Genomic DNA, 19,025 nt, shown 5'->3' on the forward strand with positions numbered 1-19,025 from the left:
GCAGCGATTGGCTCATGCCGTCTTGTTTTGTGGGAGCGACCCGGCCGAAGCCGGATCGCCCATGCGTGATTGATCAGCCGTAACGGTAAGGCTTGCCGGCCTTTTCCATGTCGGCATTGTACTTCTTGAGGATCTCGACGACCTTGCCGGTGCGCTCGGTCTGCTTGGCGACCTCTTCCCAGAAGACATGTGCCGCATCCTCGACCGTCTTCCATTCCGCATCGGGAATGCTGGTAAGCTCGAGACGGCCACCTTCGGCGCGCAGGCGGGCTTCGCCACCCCAGTACCAGTGCAGACGCTTATAGTGAGAGCTGTCCATGCACATCTGCCAGAGCGTCTGCAGGTGCGGCGGGACCTCGTTCCAACGGTCGGCATTGGCGAAGAAGGAGCCGCACCAGCCGCCCGAGACATTGTTGGTCAGGAAGTACTTGGTGACGTCGACCCAGCCGGACGTGAAGACCTCGGTGATACCGGACCAGGCGATGGCGTCGATTTCACCGGTCTGCATGGCAACCGGCACATCTTCAAACGGAATGGTGACCGGGACGACGCCGAACTGCGACAGGAACTGGCCAGCCGTCGGGAAGGTGAAGACGCGCAGGCCCTTCAGGTCGTCGAGCTTGGTGATCGGCTTGTTGGTGGCAAAGTTGCACGGGTCCCAGGCGCCAGCCGAGAGCCACTTTACGCCGACTTCCGAATAGGCCTGATCCCAGATTTCAGCGAGACCATATTCGTAGAACAGCGTCGGCACGTCGAGGCTGTAGCGCGAGGCGAAGGGGAAGTAGCCACCGAAGACCTTGATGTCGACGGGCGAGTTCATCGAGTCGTCGTCGGACTGTACGGCATCGATGGTGCCGGCCTGCATGGCGCGGAAGAGTTCGCCGGTGGGCACGAGCTGGTCGGCGGTGAAGAGCTGGATTTCCATCTCGCCATTGGCCGCCTTGTTGAAGGCATCGACCGCCGGACGGACGACGAATTCGGCAAGAGCCGCACCGGCATAGGTCTGCAGGCGCCAGGTGATCTTGGCGTTCTGCGCCTTGACATAAGGGGCTGCCAGAACGGCCGGGGTCGCCATGGCGGCGGTTTTCAGGAATGAACGTCTGCTATTGGTCATTTCGTTTCCCTCTGTTCTTCGTTTCTTTTGAAGCCCGCAAGACATCAAATCCGGCGGGTAGTCCTGGTGCCGGGCCCGTTTGCCGGGCCTCTTGTCATTCGAACGCTAGCCTCTGAGATAGATCTGGCTTGGCAGCCAAGTCGCGATCTGCGGGAAGATCATGATGATCACCATGCCGAGCATCATGATCAAGACGAAGGGGATGACCGACCGGTAGATGTCGATCAGGCGGATATCCGGGGGCGCCATCGCCTTCATCAGGAAGAGATTGTAGCCGAAGGGCGGGGTCATGTAGGCGATCTGGCAGGTGATCGTGTAGAGCACGCCGTACCAGATCAGCGCATTGTCGACGCCGAGATCAAGCTTGCCGACAAGCGGGATGTAGAGCGGCGCCACGATGACCAGCATGGCTGTATCGTCGAGAAACGCGCCCATCACCAGGAACGACAGCTGCATCATGATCAGGATCTGCCAGGGCGTCAGTCCGATGTCGTTGACCAGCAGCTTCTCGATCGCCCTCACTGCACCCAGACCGTCGAAGACCGCGCCGAAGCAGAGGGCCGCCAGAATGATCCACATGAACATGCAGGAAATGCCGAGCGTCTGCTCGAGCACCCGGTTCCAGACGGCCTTGGTGAGGCGGCCCTTGTACCAGGCGGCAAAGAGTGCACCGAGCGCACCGACGGCGGAGCTTTCCACCAGACTAGTGATGCCCATCAGGAAAAGGCCCATCATCAGGAAGAAGATGAGGAACGGCAGGATACCCGCCCGCGCGAGCTTGAGCTTTTCGACCATCGGCATGTCGCGCTCTTCCTTGGGAAGGGCGGGACCGAGCGCCGGGTTCAGCCGGCAGCGGATGATGATGTAGAGGCAGAACATCGTTGCGAGCAGCAGGCCCGGGAAAACCCCGGCAAGCCAAAGCTGGCTCACCGGCTGGCGCGCAATCATGCCGTAAAGCACAAGGACTACGCTCGGCGGGATCAGGATCCCAAGCGAACTTCCGGCCTGGATGACGCCGGAGACCATGATCTTGTCATAGCCCCGCCGCAGCAGCTCGGGCAAAGCGATGGATGCGCCGATTGCCATGCCGGCAACCGAGAGCCCGTTCATCGCCGAGATTACCACCATCAGACCGATCGTGCCGACCGCGAGGCCGCCCGGCATACCGCCGAACCAGACATGGAAGGCCTTGTAGAGGTCTTCGGCGATTCCCGATTCCGACAGCATGTAGCCCATGTAGATGAAGAGCGGCAGCGTCAGCAGCGGATACCACTTCATCAGCTTCATGCCGGCCGAAAAGCCCATTTCGAAGCCGCCATTGCCCCAGAGGAGCGCCGCCGCGACAACGCCGACAAAACCGATGGTCGCAAACACGCGCTGTCCCGTCAGCATCGACAACATCATCGACGAGAACATGAGAAGCGCGATCATTTCGTAGCTCAGGAACTCGCTCATGCGATCGGCCTCCCCATAGCGACCGCAAGATCCTTGATGAAGATCGAGGTCGCCTGCAGGAAGGTCAGGATAATGCCGATCACCATGACGATCTTCACGGGCGCCATATAGGGTGACCAAGAGGAGTAGCTGGTTTCACCGTATTCCAGTGCATAATTCGTGCTCGACACGCCGCCCCAGAGCAGGAAGAAGAGGTAGACGAACAACATCATGATCGTCACCACGTCGACGACGGCCTTCGTCCTCGGCGACCAGCGGCCGTAAAGCAGATCCATGCGGACATGGCTGTCGAGCTGCAGCGAATAGGCGCCGCCCAGAAGGTAATAGCCGGCCATGACGAACTGCGCCATTTCCAGTGTCCAGTGGGCGGGCAGGAACAGGCCTTTCGAAATGGACGAATAGAGCAGGATACCCATCATGACGAAGACGCCGTACATGACGATGCGCCCGACGCGGCGATTGAAGGCGTCGATGACGCGCACATAGGTCTGGAGAGCCTGCGGCATCAGCTCACCGCCGCCCCGAACCGCCCGAGCGGTCCTCGTCTTGTTATCTCGTATGCCGGCATCCGTTCCCTCTTTGATATGTGGTTTGCCCAGCGTTTCCGAATAGTTATGCGACCCTTTCGAGCGCTCCTGAAATCAAGTCCGCGAGATAGGCGGAGACAGCCTCCACGCCCGCATCGTCACGCACGAGGTCGTTGCGAACCTCGATCATGACATTGGCCAGACCGAGCGGCAGCGCATGCAGGCGCAGCGTATGCGTCACGCCGTCTTCGGGCCCGTAAGGCGAGTTTCGTTCGACGCGATAGGGACCGCCGGCGGCGGCGGCCTCCAGCATCGCATCCGCAAGACGGCTGTCCGTGTCATGCAGAATGCCGATCTCGACCTCCCGCGGCTTGCCGAAATAGACCGGCGTGAAGGTATGGATGGTCACGACGACGGGCTTGCGCCCCTCCCCGGCGATCCTGGAAAGCTCGGCCGAAACGCGATCATGAAACGGAATGTAGAGGGCAGCCGTCCGGGCGTAACGCTCCGCCGGCGCCAGATCCCGGTTCCCGGGGATCTCGTAGATCTCGCTCTTCTCCGGCATGGCGGCAGGCGATTCCGGGGGACGGTTGCAGTCGTAGATCAGCCGGGAAAAGCGCTGGTGAACGAGCACACCGTCCAGCGCAGTTGAGAGGCGGCGGGCGATGGCCAGAGCACCGGGATCCCAGGCGATGTGGCTGGAAAGCGCGTCCGCCGAGAGGCCCAGATCTCCGGCAGCGGCCGGCAGCACGGCGGAGGCATGCTCGCAGACAAGCACGACACCGCTGGTCCCTGTTGCATTCTCCAATGCAACAGCTTCACCATCCGATGCTGTCAGGATCCCCGACCTCAAAAGCATGCTGAATTCCCCCGGGCTCGTTGGCCCTTGTTCTTTCCGAAGAGAATTCTTCACGGTTAAGCGTCTGTCAATCCGCCACTGAAAATTTCTCTTCAAAGGGAGATTGACTCAATTGTGACAGCGAGGCTTAATCCTGAAAAAGCCGGCGACAGATCGGCTTGAGGGGAGTCAATCGGTCCTTGATGAATGCGTCCACGACGGTGTCGGACGTGATCCATGCCCATTTCGATGGGCTGACGCGTGCCGAGCGGCAGCTGGCCGAGAGCCTGCTGCAGAACTACCCGGTCTCCGGATTGGGCAGCATCACGACCGTTGCCGAAAATGCGGGTGTCTCCACGCCGACCGTCGCGCGCATGGTCCAGAAACTCGGATACAAGGGCTATCCGGAATTCCAGGCGCATCTGCATCAGGAGCTCGAGGCGGCGATCTCCAACCCGATCGCCAAGCATGATCGCTGGGCGGCCAATGCGCCAAACCGGCATATCCTCAACCGTTTTGCGGAAGCCGTCATGGCCAATCTGCGCAATTCGCTGGGAGAACTCAGGACCGCGACTTTCGACGACGCCGCGCGGCTTCTGGGCGACCGCAACCGGAGCCTCTACTTCGTCGGGGGACGCATCACCGGGGCGCTCGCCGAGTATTTCTTCACCCATATGCAGGTGATCCGACCGCGGACCACGCTGATGTCGTCGAATGCCAGTTCCTGGCCGCAGCACGTCCTCAACATGCAGTCCGGCGACGTTCTCGTGATCTTCGACATCAGGCGCTACGAAGCCGATCTGACGACGCTGGCCGAGGTCGCCCGCGCCAATGGCGTCGAAATCATCGTCTTCACTGACCAGTGGATGTCCCCGGTCGCCAAGCATGCGCGGGACTGCTTCAAGCTCCACATCGAAGCGCCCTCGGCCTGGGACAGCTCCGTCGTCACCCTGTTTGTCGTCGAAGCCTTGATCGAAGCCGTGCAGAGCTCGTCCTGGGACGAGACGCGCGAGCGCATGAACACGCTGGAGGGGCTTTTCGAGCAGGCACGCCTGTTCAGGAGGCCCCGGTGAGACGCATTCCTGGAGATGGAGGGACCAATTCCTGGCGATGGAAACCTGAAGTTCGGACAATATTCGGGCGACCCGCCAACCGTCATATAACGATAACACAGCGCACCTAAGTCAACCCCATCGCTGCCAACCTCAGAGGAGAACCACAGTGAACAATCTTCGCAAGATCCTGTCGATGACGACTGCTATCGTCATGGCAACCTCGGCTGTTGCCGTCGCCGAGCCGAGCGCCGAGCTCATCGAAGCTGCCAAGAAAGAAGGCATGCTGACCACGATCGCCCTGCCCCACGACTGGTGCGGCTACGGCGCCGTCATCGACGCCTTCAAGAAGAAGTACCCGGAAATCACCGTCAACGAACTGAACCCGGACGCAGGTTCGGCTGACGAAGTCGAAGCCATCAAGGCAAACAAGGACAACAAGGGCCCGCAGGCTCCTGACGTCGTCGACGTTGGTCTCGCTTTCGGCCCGCAGATGAAGGCCGAAGGCCTGCTGCAGCCTTACAAGGTCTCCACCTGGGATGAGATCCCGGACAACATCAAGGACGCTGAAGGCTACTGGTACGGCGACTATTACGGCGTCATGTCCTTCCTCGTGAACAAGGACCTGGTGACCAACACGCCGAAGGACTGGGCTGATCTTCAGAAGCCGGAATATGCCGGTCAGGTCGCTCTCGCCGGTGACCCGCGCGCGTCCAACCAGGCTATCCTCGGCGTACTCGCAGCCGGCATGGCATCCGGCGCTGCTGCCGGCAAGGACGCTGGCGAAGCTGGTCTGAAGTACTTCGGCGAACTGAACAAGGCCGGCAACTTCGTTCCGGTTATCGGCAAGTCCGGCACGCTCGCTCAGGGCGCAACCCCGATCGTCGTCATGTGGGACTACAACGCGCTCGCCGCACGTGACACGCTCGCCGGCAACCCGCCGGTCGAAGTCGTCGTTCCCGCATCCGGCGTTCTCGCTGGCGTCTACGTTCAGGGTATCTCGGCCTACGCCCCGCACCCGAACGCTGCCAAGCTGTGGATGGAGCACCTGTATTCCGACGAAGGTCAGCTTGGCTGGCTGAAGGGCTACTGCCACCCGGCCCGCTTCAACGCCATGGTCAAGGCCGGCAAGGTTCCGCAGGACCTGCTCGACGCTCTGCCGCCGGCTGAATCCTATGAGAAGGCCTACTTCCCGACGCTCGAAGAAGTCGACGCCAACAAGGCTGCTGTCGTCGGCGGCTGGGACAGCGTCGTCGGCGCCAACGTCCAGTAAAGTCTGAGCTTGATGTGCCGCCCCGATCTTTTCTAAGGTCGGGGCGGCGCTTGCATTTTAAGAAGATCCGTCGAAACGCGGGCAGAGGGGCAGATCGAATGTCGACAGAGGCGGTGAGTCCGGGCCATCAGGCAAGGCCACGAACAAAACTTCCACTTCACTGGCTGGGCGTCGTCCCCTTCGCAGCCTTCGTGTTGCTCTTCCTGATCCTGCCAACCATGAAGATCGTCATCGGCGCTTTCCAGCGGCCGGACGGCTCCTTCACCTTCGACAATGTGCTCGGCCTGTTCACGCCGTCGATCATGGCGGCCTACTGGATTTCCATCAAGATCAGCCTCACCTCGGCTATCCTCGGATGCCTGATCGGCTTTGCCGTCGCCGCCGCCGTTATTCTCGGCGGATTGCCTGCCTGGATCCGCAGCCCGCTTTTGACCTTTTCGGGCGTCGCCTCCAACTTCGCCGGCGTTCCGCTCGCCTTTGCCTTCCTGGCGACTCTCGGTCCGGTCGGCATGCTGACCGTCTTCCTGAAGACCCAGCTCGGCATCGATCTGCGCCTCCTCGGCTTCAACCTCCTCTCCTTCTGGGGGCTGACGATCACCTATCTCTTCTTCCAGATCCCGCTGATGATCCTGATCATCACGCCGGCGATCGACGGCCTGAAGCGCGAATGGCGCGAGGCGGCCTCCATCCTCGGCGCAACGAACTTTCAGTACTGGCGGATGGTTGCTTTCCCCATTCTTCTGCCCTCGATCCTCGGCACCATCGCGCTCCTCTTCGCAAACGCCTTCGGTGCCGTCGCAACCGCGATCGCATTGACCGGCTCGTCGTTGAATATCGTGCCGATCCTTCTCTTCGCCCAGATCCGCGGCGACGTGCTGGGAGATCCCCATCTCGGCTACGCGCTTGCCTTCGGCATGATCGTCGTCACCGGAATTGCCAATGGCCTCTACATCTGGCTGCGCGCCCGCAGTGAAAGGTGGATGAAATGAAACGTCTCTGGGCTTGGGCCGCGCTGATCTTCGGCCTCCTCTATTTCATCCTGCCGCTCATCGGCATGACCAACTTCTCGCTCAAGATGCGCCGCGGCGAGTATTCCTTCGACGCCTATGCCAAGGTGCTTGCCGATCCGCGCTTCCAGGAAACCTTCAGCTACTCCGTCACCATGGCGCTGATGACCATCGTCTTCGGCGTCCTGCTGATCGTGCCGACCGCCTATTGGGTGCGACTCAAGATGCCCGGTCTGCGCCCCTATATCGAATTCGTCACCCTGCTGCCGCTCGTCATTCCCGCCATCGTCGTCGTCTTCGGCTATATCAGGCTCTACAACACATCGAGCTGGCTGCCGCTGACCGGCTCGTCCGCTGGTACCAACATGTTGTTGATGTTCGGCTACGCCACGCTCGGACTGCCCTACATGTACCGCGCAGTGGACACAGGCCTCAGGACGATCGACGTGGCAACGCTGACCGAAGCGGCACAGAGCCTCGGAGCCGGCTGGGCCACGATCATCGGCCGCATCATCCTGCCGAATGTCTCGGTCGCCGTCATGTCGGGCGCTTTCGTCACCTTCGCCATCGTGATGGGCGAATTCACGATGGCTGCCCTTTTGAACAAGCCGGCCTTCGGTCCCTACATGCAGCTGCTCGGCGCCAACAGGGCCTATGAGCCCGCGGCACTCGCCGTGATCGCCTTCGGCATCACCTGGGCCTGCCTTGGCCTGATGCAATTGGTTTCCCGCCTCCAGAAAACAGCCCCGCGCCAGGCTTGAGGACTTTCTTTCATGACGTTCCTGACACTCTCCCATCTCAAGAAATCCTTCGGCGCCACGCAGGTCGTGCACGACTTCAACATGGCGATCGACAAGGGCGAATTCATTTCCTTCCTCGGGCCGTCCGGCTGCGGCAAGACCACGGTGCTGCGCATGATCGCCGGCTTCGAGACACCCTCGGGCGGCACCATCGAGATCGATGGCAAGGATCAGACCAGCCTGAAGCCGAACCAGCGCAATATCGGCATGGTCTTCCAGGCCTATGCGCTCTTCCCCAACATGAATGTCTTCGACAATGTCGCCTTCGGCCTGAAGATTGCCGGCATGCCGAAAGCCGACATCGAGGCGCGCGTGAAGGAGATGCTGGCCCTCATCCATCTCGAACAGCTGGCTGAGCGTTTTCCCTATCAGCTCTCGGGTGGCCAGCAGCAGCGCGTGGCGCTCGCCCGCGCCCTTGCCCCGAAGCCGCAGGTCCTTCTTCTCGATGAGCCGCTATCGGCGCTCGATGCGAAGATCCGCGTCTCGCTCCGCGAGGAAATCCGCCAGATCCAGCAAAAGCTCGGCATCACGACGGTCTTCGTGACCCATGACCAGGAAGAGGCGCTGTCGATCTCGGACCGCATCGTCGTCATGAATGCCGGCAAGGCCGACCAGATCGGCACGCCCTTCGAGATCTACAACCGGCCGACAACCCGCTTCGTGGCTTCCTTCGTCGGAACGCTCAACGTCTTGGACGCGATTGTCGCCGATCAGTCCGCCGGCATGGTCCGCATCGGCGATCAGACGCTGGCGATCCGCGAGACGATCCCCGCGGCGAACGGTTCGCCCATCCAGCTTGCCATGCGCCCGGAAGCCGGCTCGCTGGCGGCGATCGGCGATGCGACCGTTCGTGGCCAGGTGACATCGAGCCAGTTCCTCGGCTCCGTCATCCGCACGCGCATTGCGGTCGACGGCAAGATGCTCTCCTTCGACACCTTCAACGATCCCGGCGTCAAACCGCCTGTCGTTGGCGACACCGTCGGCGTCAAGATCGACCCCGCCGCCTTGATCGTGCTCGCCGACTGAGGCAAACCGGTCTTAAGGATCGATCGATCAGGATGCCGTCCGACAGGGCGGCATTCTTTGCATTTGGAGGAAGCCCATGCGCGCCATGTATTACGAGCAATTCGGAGCGGCACCCGAGATCAGGACGCTGTCCGATCCGACACCGACCACTGCCGGTGTCGTAATCTCGGTCAAGGCGACCGGCCTTTGCCGCAGCGACTGGCACGGCTGGATGGGCCACGATCCCGATATCAAGCTGCCCCACGTCCCGGGCCATGAATTGGCCGGCACGATCGCCGCTGTCGGCCGCGATGTCCGCCGTTTCAAGGTCGGCGATCGGGTGACCGTTCCCTTCGTTTCCGGCTGCGGCCATTGCATGGAATGTCGCTCCGGCAACCAACAGGTCTGCGAGGAACAGTTCCAGCCCGGCTTCACCCATTGGGGCTCCTTCGCCGAATATGTCGCGATCGACTATGCCGATCAGAATCTGGTGCATCTGCCGGAAGAGATCAGCTATGAGACGGCAGCGAGCCTTGGCTGCCGGTTTGCGACCTCCTTCCGTGCCGTCGTCGACCAGGGCCGCCTGCAGGGCGGCGAGTGGCTGGCGGTCCACGGCTGCGGCGGTGTGGGCCTATCCGCCATCATGATTGGTGCCGCCCTCGGCGCCAATGTGGTGGCCATCGACATTGCCGAGGACAAACTTGAGCTTGCCAAGGCGCTCGGCGCTTCCGTCACCATCGACAGCCGTTCAGTTGCCGATGTCTCGGAAGCGGTGCGCGAGGTCACCGGCGGCGGCGCCCATGTCTCCGTCGACGCGCTCGGCCATCCTCAGACCTGCTGCAACTCGATCCTGAACCTTCGCCGCCGCGGCCGCCATGTGCAGGTCGGGCTGATGCTGGCCGATCATGCGACACCGGCCATCCCCATGGCCCGCGTCATCGCCCACGAGCTTGAGATCTATGGCAGCCACGGCATGCAGTCCTGGCGTTACGATGCCATGCTGCGCATGATCCTGTCCGGCAAACTCTCGCCGGACCGCTTGATCGGTCGGCGCATCACGCTGAGCGAAGCCGCCCCAGCCCTCGCCACGATGGACGGTTTCCGCGAAAACGGCATCAGCATTATCGACAGGATGATCTGACGGCCGATGCCGCGGATGTCATCGGGTGGTGTGATAGCGTTAACCCGTTTGTGCTGAAATTCGGCTGCACGAAACCGGCAACGGATTGAGGCAGCCATGGTCAAACAGACGAAACCACCGGAGATCGACGCAGACGGCTTCATGACGGAGTTCATGAGGCTGAAGCGCGGATCCGTCACCCGTCGGCATTTCCTCGCCGTGACCGGCCTCGGAGCCGCAGCTCTGCTCGTGGGCGGCTCCGGGCGCACCAGCGTCGCAACCTCCGAAGGCTCGCCGCTCGGCAAGAAAGTCTCCCTTGCCACCTGGCCGAACTATCACGATCCCCAGACCTTCGAGGACTTCACCGCCCGTTATGGCGTCGAGGTGGAGATCTCGATCATTGGCTCCAACGAAGGCACCATGAAATCCCTGGAGCGCGGCCGCGCCTGGGACATCATTGTCCCGACACAGTATGCGATCGCGCCCTATGTCCGACGCGACATGCTGGCGCCGCTCGAGCTGCGCCGTCTCCCCAACTTCGACCTCAACGCCCATGCCGACCGCTTCATGAAGCCGGGCGTGATGGCCGGCGCAATCTATGCCGTGCCGAAAAATGCCGGCACGACCGGCATCGCCTACAACACGCGAGAACTGAACCCCGTCAAAAGCTGGAGCGACTTCTTCGAGCGCGCCAAGGGCGAAGCCTCGGGCAAAACCATCGTGCATGACTACCAGCTGACGGCGATCGGCAATGCGTTGGTCGCGCTCGGCTACGATTTCAATTCGCTCGATCAGGCCGAACTGGCCAAGGCCTCGGACCTCCTGATGGAGGTCCGGCCGCATCTTTACGCCATCGACAGCGACTACCAGCCGGCGATGCGCACCAGCGACGCCTGGATGACCATGTGCTGGAGCAACGACGCCTCCCAGCTTCATCGCGACGTAGCCGAGATCGCCTATGTCATCGCAGCCGACGGCGGCGAGATCTGGACAGACTATTACGCGATCCCGAAGTTCGCTCATAACAAGCCGGCGGCGCACGCCCTGATCAACCACCTGCTCGACCCGGATGTCGCGGCCCGCGAACATCTCGTTCACGGCGGCACGGCAACGGACCGGCGCGTGCGCGCGCTGCTGCCGGACGAGATCCTCGCCAATGAGATCATCTATCCCGACGAGGCCAAGCTCACCCCGCTGGAATTCGGCCTGGCGCTGGTCATGACGGACCCCATCCGCGCCGAGATCATGAACCGTTTTCGCGCCGCCCGCGGCTGACGCAACTCATCCGCCATGCTAGGCAAAGCCCCGGCCGGAACAATCCGGCGCAAGCTTCTTTCACGGGGTATCCATGCCGCAGATTTCGATTATCGACACCGTCTCCGATCCCGGCAAGGACACCCGTGCGAATGAGGACCGCCTCGGCTACAACCGCGACGCCGCCTTCGTCATCGATGGTGCGACCGGGCTTGGCGACCGCCAGTTCATGGATGGTTATGGTTCGGACGCCGCCTGGATTGCCGAATTCGCCGCCCTGCGCTTTGCCGAACGCCTCGATCGCAACGCTGATCCGAAGGCTGTTCTGCGGCAGGTCTCGGAGGAAGCACGCGACGCATTCGTGGCCGTAGCCGGCGACCAGCCACGCTACGCCTGGCCCCTCTGCAGCCTGACCGCATTGCAGGCCACGCCGGACGGTTTCCGCTGGTTCGGCCTCGGCGATAGCGCGCTATACGTTCTGCATGACGACGGACGTTCCGATTTCGTCATCCCGATCCCCGGCGCCTATGAATGGGAGCAGCATCAGGCGGCCCAGCATATCGCCCGCGTCGGCGGCATCGGTGCAGCCGGCGTTGCCAATGACGATCCGCAGACGCTCGAAGACCTCCGTCGCGGCCGCGCGAAGCAGAACACGCAAGGTGGCGCGACCTGGACTTTCGGCGTGGTGCCGGAAGCCGCCGATCACCTGGCGAGGGTCGACGTGCCCGTCTACGGCGGCGGCGCCACCGACCTCGTCGCCCTCTACAAGCTCTACGACGCCGCCACACTGATCCAGCGCGCCGCGACAGCGGGGCTGAGATCCCTGGTCACGGAGTTGCGTCACATGGAGCGGGAGATTGATCCGGATGGCCTGAAATATCCGCGCTACAAGCAGAGTGACGATACGACGGCGATCCTGCTGAGGCTGGAGGCGTGAAGGCAATTAGGAATCTGCCTCAATGCCTTGTCGCCGAATCTGGAATCGGTTTGTGAAGCAGTTTGAGCGGAAGGTGAGCACACTGATGGGCCCCTCATCCGCCCTTCGGGCACCTTCTCCCCGCTAGCGGGGAGAAGGAGGCGCCGCCGCTGGCCGCAGTCGACCTTCTCCCCGTTCACGGGGAGAAGGTCCCGGCAGGGAGATGAGGGGCAGCTCAGATCGAACCGCCTACTCCGCCGCCTTCGGCACATAGTTCAACACCGGCCCGAGCCAGCGCTCGACCTCGCGCACATCCATGCCCTTGCGCGCCGCATAGTCCTCGACCTGGTCGCGCTCGACCTTGGCCACACCGAAGTAATAGCTGTCGGGATGGCCGATATAGAGGCCTGACACGGAGGAACCCGGCCACATGGCATAGCTCTCCGTCAGCGTCACACCGGTCGCCTTGGTCGCATCGAGCAGCGAGAACAGCGTCACCTTTTCCGTATGGTCGGGCTGCGCCGGATAACCGGGTGCCGGGCGGATGCCGGCATAGGTTTCCGAAATCAGCTCCTCGGGAGTGAGAGCCTCGTCCGGCGCATAGCCCCAGAATTCGCGGCGGACCCGTTCATGCATGCGCTCCGCAAAGGCTTCGGCGAAGCGGTCGGCCAGCGCCTTCACCAGGATCGACGAGTAATCGTCATTCGCCCGTTCGAAGCGCTCGGCAATCGCCACCTCCTCGATGCCGGCCGTCACCACGAAGCCGCCGATGTAATCCGGCAAGCCGGTTTCGAGCGGCGCCACGAAGTCGCTCAGCGCCACATTGGCTCGTCCATCCCGCTTGGACAACTGCTGCCGCAGCGTGAAGAAGGTCGCGAGTTCATCGCGGCGGCTTTCATCCTTGAACAGGCGGATATCGTCGCCAACGGCATTTGCCGGCCAGAAGCCGATCACGGCGCGGGGGCGGAACCAACTTTCCGCGATGATCTTTTCCAGCATAGCCTGGGCATCGGCATAGAGCTGCCGTGCCGCTTCGCCCTGCTTCTCGTCGTCGAGAATGGCCGGGAAGCGCCCCTTCAGCTCCCAGGTCTGGAAGAAGGGCGTCCAGTCGATATAGCGCGCGAGTTCAGCCAGATCATAGGTCTCGAAGACCTTCGTGCCGGTAAAGCCGGGCCTGGTCGGTTGATAGGCGCTCCAGTCGATCTTGACTGCATTCTCCCGTGCCGAGGCCAGCGGGAGCCGCTGCTTCTCGGCCTCGGCGCGCGCATGCGCTTCTGCCACCTTGGCATATTCGCCCCTGATGCCCTCGACATATGCGTCGTTGCCGTCTTCTGCCAAGAGCGAGGAGACGACGCCGACGGCACGGCTCGCATCCGTGACATAGACCGCCTGCCCCGCCTTGTATTGCGGATGGATTTTCACCGCCGTGTGCACCCGGCTCGTCGTCGCTCCGCCAATCAGCAGCGGAACGGTGAAGCCCTGGCGCTGCATTTCTGAGGCGACATGCACCATCTCGTCGAGCGACGGCGTGATCAGGCCGGACAGGCCGATGACATCGACATTCTCTTGGCGGGCCACCTCCAGGATCTTGCTGGCCGGGACCATGACGCCAAGATCGATGATCTCGTAATTGTTGCAGGCGAGAACAACGCCGACGATGTTCTTGCCGATGTCATGCACGTCACCCTTGACGGTCGCCATCAGCACCTTGCCAGCGCTCTGGCGCTGATCGCCGCCGTTCTGCCGTTTCTCTTCCTCCATATAGGGGAGCAGAACGGCAACGGCCTGCTTCATCACGCGGGCCGACTTGACCACCTGCGGCAGGAACATCTTGCCGGCGCCGAAGAGGTCACCAACCACATTCATGCCCGCCATCAGCGGCCCTTCGATGACATGCAGCGGCCGCTCGGCCTTTTGCCGCGCCTCTTCCGTGTCGATCTCGATGAATTCGGTGATGCCGTTGACCAGCGCATGCTCCAGCCGCTTCTCGACCGGCCATTCGCGCCAGCTCATGTCCTGGGTGCGGGTCTTGGCCTCGCCGGTCCCGCGATAACGCTCGGCGATCTCCAGCAGCCGCTCGGTGCCGTCACGGCGGCGGTTCAGCACAACATCTTCGCAGGCCTCGCGGAGCTCCGGATCGATGCTTTCGTAAACGGCGAGCTGCCCCGCATTGACGATGCCCATATCCATGCCGGCCTGGATGGCATGGTAGAGGAAGACCGCATGCATGGCTTCCCGCACCGGCTCGTTGCCACGGAAGGAGAAGGAGAGGTTCGACACCCCGCCCGAGATATGCACCAGCGGCATTTCCTGCCGGATCGTCCGCGTCGCCTCGATGAAGTCGACCCCGTAATTGTCGTGCTCCTCGATCCCCGTCGCGACCGCAAAGATGTTCGGGTCGAAGATGATGTCTTCGGGCGCAAAGCCCGCTTCTTCCGTCAGGATGCGATAGGCGCGGCGGCAGATCTCCACCTTGCGCTCATAGGTATCGGCCTGGCCCTTTTCGTCGAAAGCCATGACGACGACGGCAGCGCCGTAATTGCGGATGAGTTTGGCCTGGGCGACGAAATTCTCCTCGCCTTCCTTCAGCGAGATCGAGTTCACCACGGCCTTGCCCTGCACGCATTTGAGTCCGGCTTCTATGATCGGGAACTTCGAGCTGTCGATCATGACCGGCACCTTGGCGATGTCAGGCTCGGCGGCAATCAGGTTGAGGAACTCGACCATAGCCTTTTCGGAATCGATCAGGCCCTCGTCCATGTTGATGTCGATGATCTGGGCACCGTTCTCCACCTGGTCGCGCGCGACAACCAAAGCTGCGGAGTAATCGCCCGCCGTGATCAGCTTGCGAAATTTGGCCGAACCCGTGACATTCGTCCGTTCGCCGACATTGACGAAGGGAATGTCCTTGGTGAGCTCAAAGGGCTCGAGACCCGAGAGCGACATGAAGGGGCGATGTTCGGCGGGCGCGCGAGGCACCCTGCCCTTCACGGACTCGGCAATGGCAGCGATATGCGCAGGCGTCGACCCGCAGCAGCCGCCGACGACATTGACTATGCCTTCTTCGGCGAAACCGGCAACGAGCGAGGCCATCTCCTCCGGGCTCTGGTCGTACTGGCCGAACTCGTTCGGCAGACCGGCATTCGGATAGGCCGAGATGAAGGTATCGGCGACACCCGACAATTCCTGCAGATGTGGGCGCATGGCGTCTGCCCCGAGCGCGCAGTTCAAACCAACGGCAAAGGGCTTGGCATGTCGGACGGAGTTCCAGAAGGCCGTCGGCGTCTGGCCAGACAGCGTGCGGCCGGAGAGATCGGTGATCGTGCCGGAGATCATCACCGGCAGACGGATGCCCTTGGCAAGGAAACGCTCCTTGCAGGCAAAAATCGCCGCCTTGGCATTCAGCGTATCGAAGATCGTTTCGATCAGGATGAGATCGGCGCCGCCATCGATCAGCCCGTCGATCTGCTCGCCGTAAGCTGCGCGCAGATCATCGAAGGAAACGGCGCGGTAACCGGGATTGTTGACGTCGGGCGAGATGGAGGCCGTGCGGTTGGTCGGCCCGATGGCACCGGCCACGAAACGCCGCTTGCCGTCCTCGCGCTCGGCGCGCCAGGCCGCCCGGCGCACGAGCTCCGCGCCATGACGGTTGAGGTCATAGACCGCGCCTTCCATCTCGTAATCCGCCTGGGCGATGCGGGTCGAGGAGAAGGTATTGGTCTCGAGAATGTCGGCCCCCGCCATCGCATAGCGGAAATGGATATCCTCGATGGCGTTGGGTTGGGTCAGGATCAGCAGGTCGTTGTTGCCCTGCTGATGACAGGCACAGCCGATGAAGCGCTCGCCACGGAAGTCGTCTTCGCTCAGGCCAAGCCCCTGGATCTCGGTCCCCATGGCACCGTCCAGGATCAGGATGCGCTCGCGGGCCGCGTCTTGCAGAGCCTTCAGGATCTCCGCCCCGTCCCGATTTGCGCCCTCGCGGCCGAACAGTTGATCGAGCATGCGAACTCTCCTATTGCGTATGCGACATCCGCCAAATCACATAAAGACATCTTTATGTCAACATGCGCCCTTGATTTGCTTGGTTCGACCGAAGCGGTGGTCGCAGCCCAGGTGATCGGCTATAGAGGCTCCAGGAATGTCTTCAGGGAGGAAGAAATGTCGGAAAATCAGTCACAACAATCAGCCGCCACCCCCTGGAGCACCCGCCCCTATCATCGCAAATGGCTGCTGGCACAGGCCGACGGCCTGTTCGACTTCTTCCAAGGTCCGGCCATCAACCCGAAGGGCGGCTTCTACGACCTGTCGCGCGACGGCAAGCCGCTCAGCGTCGACAATCCCGCCCGCGGCATCCATGCCAGCGCCCGCATGGTCCATTGTTATGCCATCGGCCACCTGCTCGGACGGCCAGGCTTGGCCGACATCGTCGACCACGGCATGCATTATCTTTGGGAGCGTCATCGCGACGGGAAAAACGGCGGCTATTTCTGGCAGGCCAACGACACCGGTCCGGCCGATGACAGCAAACAGGGCTACGGCCACGCCTTCGTGCTGCTCGCCGCCTCCTCCGCCAAATGCGTCGGCCATCCGCTGGCCGACGAGATGCTCGCCGACATCACACAGGTGATCGAAGAAAAGTTCTGGGAAGAGAGCCACGGCGCCATCGCGGAAGAATTCTCAGCCGACTGGCAACCGGTTCCCGGCTATCGCGGCCAGAATTCCAACATGCACCTGACCGAAAGCCTGATGGCCGCTTTCGAGGCGACAGGCGAGCGGCATTATCTCGACAAGGCCGTGCGGATCGCCGACCTGATCATCAACCGCCGCGCCCGGGAGGAAGCCTTCCGGGTCGCCGAGCACTTCGACGAGAACTGGGTGGTCGACCGCGCCTACTATCATCCGAACGAGATGTTCCGCCCGGCCGGCACCACGCCGGGCCACTGGCTGGAATGGGCTCGCCTCATCCTCCAGCTCTGGGTGCTCGGCGGAAAAAGCCACGACTGGATGCCGGAAGCAGCCCGCGGCCTCTTCTTCCAGTCGATGGCGCTGGGTTGGGACAAGGACAAGGGCGGCTTCTTCTACACGCTCGACTGGGAAAACGCCCCTGACAAGCGCGCGAAACTCTGGTGGCCGCTCTGCGAGGGCGCAGCCGCCGCCCACTTCCTCAACCAGCATCAGGAAAGCGACGTCCACGAAGAGAGCTACCGCAAGATCTGGAACTATATCGCGAACAACAATCTCGACCGTGAACACGGCGGCTGGTTCGAGGAACTGACCGAAGACGGCAAGCCATCCAACAGCCTCTTCCCCGGCAAGGGCGACATCTACCACGCCCTCCAGGCCTGCCTCATCCCGCTCTTCCCGGCAGAGGGAAGCCTGACCAGGATGATTGCGGAGCATCCGCTCGACGTTTGATGCAAGCAGCAGCCACACATGCGAAAGGGCCGGAAGACCGGCCCTTTCTTCGTACTAGCGCTGCGTTCGAAGCTTACTGCTCGATCGCATAGGTGATGTTGACGGTCACGGTATAGAGATTTTCGCCGGATGCGATCGGCACCGACTCATCCGCCATCTTTGCCATGGGCGCAGCCGCATACATCTGCGGCATCGGGCGCGCGAAATTCTCCGAGATCTCCACGATCCGTCCGAGCTTCACGCCGGCCGCATCCGTCAGCGTCTTCGCCTTGGCGGCAGCCTTTTCGACCGCCTGCTTGCGCGCCGCCTCGACGGTCGCTTCCGGATCATCATTGGTGAAGCTGATGCCACCGCCCTGGTTGACGCCAAGCTTCACGGAGCGGTCAATGATCGCGCCGAGCTTGGACAGATCCCGCACCCGCACCGTCAGGCCGTTGCTGACCGTATAGCCGACGATGACGGGCGCCTCATAGGTGCCGTCGGTGCGGGTCTCCTGCTTGTATTTCGGCTGGACCGAAAAATCCGTCGTCTGCAGGTCCTTGTCGGCAATGCCCTGCCCCTTCAGGTCCGCCAGAACCTCTGCCATGGCCGCACTGTTTGCCGAAAGCGCTTCGGCCGCGGTCTCGGCATCGCGCACGACGGCAAGCGAAATGACCGCCATGTCAGGCGCAACCGTCGCCTCGCCCTCGCCCGACACCATGATCGTCGCCTCGCGACGCTCACCTTCGGCCGCCATGGCCTCCGTGACGAAACCGGTCGAGAGCACCGAACCCGAAAGAGCCGTGGCCATGACGAGTGCGCGTGTAATTTTCAGCATGAATAAGATCCTTTGTCCCTTGGCACCGGCGGCCGCTTTGGCCTCTCCCGGCACGATGCCCTTCCGCCCTCTGTGATGACGCGTGATTGTGAAGCCATTGCGGCAAAGACTTGTCGCACAATGCAATTTGCGTTAGAGCCGCAGACCGGTGCGGGGTGACCATAACCCGCCCGACGGCGCGACGCCGGGCTGGGCCTGTAGCTCAATGGTTAGAGCCGGCGGCTCATAACCGCTTGGTTGGGGGTTCGAGTCCCTCCGGGCCCACCATTTCTTTATCGGCTGCCAGCTGATTTTCATGCACATAGACCTCGATACCAGCTGATCGCGGCACGCGAGGGTTTTTCGCCGCCGCCAGGCAGTCCGGCCGCCCGTCACGTCGGCCCTGCGATCACGCTTCGCCGATCGCGAAGGACTGCCTGAGCGCCCCGCAAC

At 62.2% G+C, this 19,025-nt stretch carries 15 protein-coding genes and 1 tRNA gene; 10 read left to right on the forward strand and 6 right to left on the reverse strand.

Going from position 1 to position 19,025, the window contains the following annotated elements; genetic code table 11:
- Positions 1-73: 73 nt before the first annotated feature.
- The 4 genes from FAA86_RS20060 to FAA86_RS20075 all read right to left on the reverse strand — a co-directional run bounded on the left by FAA86_RS20060 (position 74) and on the right by FAA86_RS20075 (position 3,955).
- On the reverse strand, positions 74-1,114 hold the full coding sequence (locus FAA86_RS20060) for a TRAP transporter substrate-binding protein (protein ID WP_113460763.1): 1,041 nt from the start codon (positions 1,112-1,114) through the stop codon (positions 74-76).
- Positions 1,115-1,219: 105 nt separating this feature from the next.
- Positions 1,220-2,557, reverse strand: a complete 1,338-nt coding sequence (locus FAA86_RS20065; protein ID WP_113460888.1) for a TRAP transporter large permease — start codon at positions 2,555-2,557, stop codon at positions 1,220-1,222.
- Between the two features lie 8 nt (positions 2,558-2,565).
- Positions 2,566-3,075: a TRAP transporter small permease subunit gene (locus FAA86_RS20070; RefSeq protein ID WP_113460762.1), complete on the reverse strand. Its 510-nt coding sequence runs from the start codon at positions 3,073-3,075 to the stop codon at positions 2,566-2,568.
- Between the two features lie 106 nt (positions 3,076-3,181).
- Positions 3,182-3,955 (reverse strand): N-formylglutamate amidohydrolase, encoded by a 774-nt coding sequence (locus tag FAA86_RS20075; RefSeq protein ID WP_136542822.1) that lies wholly within the window; start codon positions 3,953-3,955, stop codon positions 3,182-3,184.
- Between the two features lie 182 nt (positions 3,956-4,137).
- Here FAA86_RS20075 and FAA86_RS20080 point away from each other — a divergent pair, with 182 nt between their 5' ends.
- From FAA86_RS20080 to FAA86_RS20115, 8 genes are all read left to right on the forward strand, one after another.
- Positions 4,138-5,007, forward strand: coding sequence for a MurR/RpiR family transcriptional regulator (locus FAA86_RS20080; RefSeq protein WP_374725482.1), 870 nt, complete (start codon positions 4,138-4,140; stop codon positions 5,005-5,007).
- Positions 5,008-5,182: 175 nt separating this feature from the next.
- The gene (locus FAA86_RS20085; RefSeq protein WP_136542847.1) at positions 5,183-6,259 is read left to right on the forward strand and encodes an ABC transporter substrate-binding protein; all 1,077 of its coding nucleotides are present in this window, start codon (positions 5,183-5,185) and stop codon (positions 6,257-6,259) included.
- Between the two features lie 98 nt (positions 6,260-6,357).
- Positions 6,358-7,248, forward strand: a complete 891-nt coding sequence (locus FAA86_RS20090) for an ABC transporter permease (RefSeq protein WP_113460759.1) — start codon at positions 6,358-6,360, stop codon at positions 7,246-7,248.
- Complete coding sequence (locus FAA86_RS20095) at positions 7,245-8,027, forward strand: ABC transporter permease (RefSeq protein WP_113460758.1); 783 nt, start codon at positions 7,245-7,247, stop codon at positions 8,025-8,027. Before FAA86_RS20090 ends, FAA86_RS20095 begins: the two co-directional genes overlap by 4 nt.
- A gap of 12 nt (positions 8,028-8,039) precedes the next feature.
- Entirely contained in the window at positions 8,040-9,092 is a 1,053-nt protein-coding gene (locus FAA86_RS20100) for an ABC transporter ATP-binding protein (RefSeq protein WP_136542823.1), read from the forward strand.
- 76 nt (positions 9,093-9,168) lie between these two features.
- A complete protein-coding gene (locus FAA86_RS20105; protein WP_136542824.1) occupies positions 9,169-10,212 on the forward strand; it encodes a zinc-dependent alcohol dehydrogenase family protein in 1,044 nt (347 codons plus the stop codon).
- A 96-nt stretch (positions 10,213-10,308) separates the two neighbouring features.
- Positions 10,309-11,466: an ABC transporter substrate-binding protein gene (locus FAA86_RS20110; RefSeq protein WP_136542825.1), complete on the forward strand. Its 1,158-nt coding sequence runs from the start codon at positions 10,309-10,311 to the stop codon at positions 11,464-11,466.
- A 73-nt stretch (positions 11,467-11,539) separates the two neighbouring features.
- Positions 11,540-12,382: a protein phosphatase 2C domain-containing protein gene (locus tag FAA86_RS20115; protein WP_136542826.1), complete on the forward strand. Its 843-nt coding sequence runs from the start codon at positions 11,540-11,542 to the stop codon at positions 12,380-12,382.
- 228 nt (positions 12,383-12,610) lie between these two features.
- On the opposite strand, the gene metH is transcribed toward FAA86_RS20115, so the two are convergent.
- The gene (metH, locus tag FAA86_RS20120) at positions 12,611-16,363 is read right to left on the reverse strand and encodes a methionine synthase (RefSeq protein ID WP_136542827.1); all 3,753 of its coding nucleotides are present in this window, start codon (positions 16,361-16,363) and stop codon (positions 12,611-12,613) included.
- A 156-nt stretch (positions 16,364-16,519) separates the two neighbouring features.
- Here metH and FAA86_RS20125 point away from each other — a divergent pair, with 156 nt between their 5' ends.
- On the forward strand, positions 16,520-17,776 hold the full coding sequence (locus tag FAA86_RS20125) for an AGE family epimerase/isomerase (RefSeq protein WP_136542828.1): 1,257 nt from the start codon (positions 16,520-16,522) through the stop codon (positions 17,774-17,776).
- Positions 17,777-17,849: 73 nt separating this feature from the next.
- Here the strand turns inward: FAA86_RS20125 and FAA86_RS20130 are convergent, their stop codons facing one another.
- Complete coding sequence (locus FAA86_RS20130; protein ID WP_136542829.1) at positions 17,850-18,593, reverse strand: SIMPL domain-containing protein; 744 nt, start codon at positions 18,591-18,593, stop codon at positions 17,850-17,852.
- A 191-nt stretch (positions 18,594-18,784) separates the two neighbouring features.
- On the opposite strand from FAA86_RS20130, the gene FAA86_RS20135 reads away from it, so the two are divergent.
- Positions 18,785-18,860, forward strand: a tRNA-Ile gene (locus FAA86_RS20135).
- The last annotated feature ends 165 nt before the right edge of the window (positions 18,861-19,025 follow it).

It is taken from the genome of Rhizobium rosettiformans W3, from assembly GCF_004912135.1.
GTDB classification, from domain to species: Bacteria; Pseudomonadota; Alphaproteobacteria; order Rhizobiales; family Rhizobiaceae; genus Allorhizobium; species Allorhizobium rosettiformans.

Excerpts from the sequence above, each read along its gene's own strand:
- FAA86_RS20070 (WP_113460762.1), bottom strand. The coding sequence starts at position 3,075 with ATGCCGCAGGCTCTCCAGACCTATGTGCGCGTCATCGACGCCTTCAAT.
- FAA86_RS20100 (WP_136542823.1), top strand. The coding sequence starts at position 8,040 with ATGACGTTCCTGACACTCTCCCATCTCAAGAAATCCTTCGGCGCCACG.
- FAA86_RS20125 (WP_136542828.1), top strand. The coding sequence starts at position 16,520 with ATGTCGGAAAATCAGTCACAACAATCAGCCGCCACCCCCTGGAGCACC.
- FAA86_RS20085 (WP_136542847.1), top strand. The coding sequence starts at position 5,183 with ATGACGACTGCTATCGTCATGGCAACCTCGGCTGTTGCCGTCGCCGAG.
- metH (WP_136542827.1), bottom strand. The coding sequence starts at position 16,363 with ATGCTCGATCAACTGTTCGGCCGCGAGGGCGCAAATCGGGACGGGGCG.
- FAA86_RS20105 (WP_136542824.1), top strand. The coding sequence starts at position 9,169 with ATGCGCGCCATGTATTACGAGCAATTCGGAGCGGCACCCGAGATCAGG.
- FAA86_RS20080 (WP_374725482.1), top strand. The coding sequence starts at position 4,138 with ATGAATGCGTCCACGACGGTGTCGGACGTGATCCATGCCCATTTCGAT.
- FAA86_RS20110 (WP_136542825.1), top strand. The coding sequence starts at position 10,309 with ATGGTCAAACAGACGAAACCACCGGAGATCGACGCAGACGGCTTCATG.
- FAA86_RS20075 (WP_136542822.1), bottom strand. The coding sequence starts at position 3,955 with ATGCTTTTGAGGTCGGGGATCCTGACAGCATCGGATGGTGAAGCTGTT.
- FAA86_RS20060 (WP_113460763.1), bottom strand. The coding sequence starts at position 1,114 with ATGACCAATAGCAGACGTTCATTCCTGAAAACCGCCGCCATGGCGACC.
- FAA86_RS20130 (WP_136542829.1), bottom strand. The coding sequence starts at position 18,593 with ATGCTGAAAATTACACGCGCACTCGTCATGGCCACGGCTCTTTCGGGT.
- FAA86_RS20090 (WP_113460759.1), top strand. The coding sequence starts at position 6,358 with ATGTCGACAGAGGCGGTGAGTCCGGGCCATCAGGCAAGGCCACGAACA.
- FAA86_RS20095 (WP_113460758.1), top strand. The coding sequence starts at position 7,245 with ATGAAACGTCTCTGGGCTTGGGCCGCGCTGATCTTCGGCCTCCTCTAT.
- FAA86_RS20115 (WP_136542826.1), top strand. The coding sequence starts at position 11,540 with ATGCCGCAGATTTCGATTATCGACACCGTCTCCGATCCCGGCAAGGAC.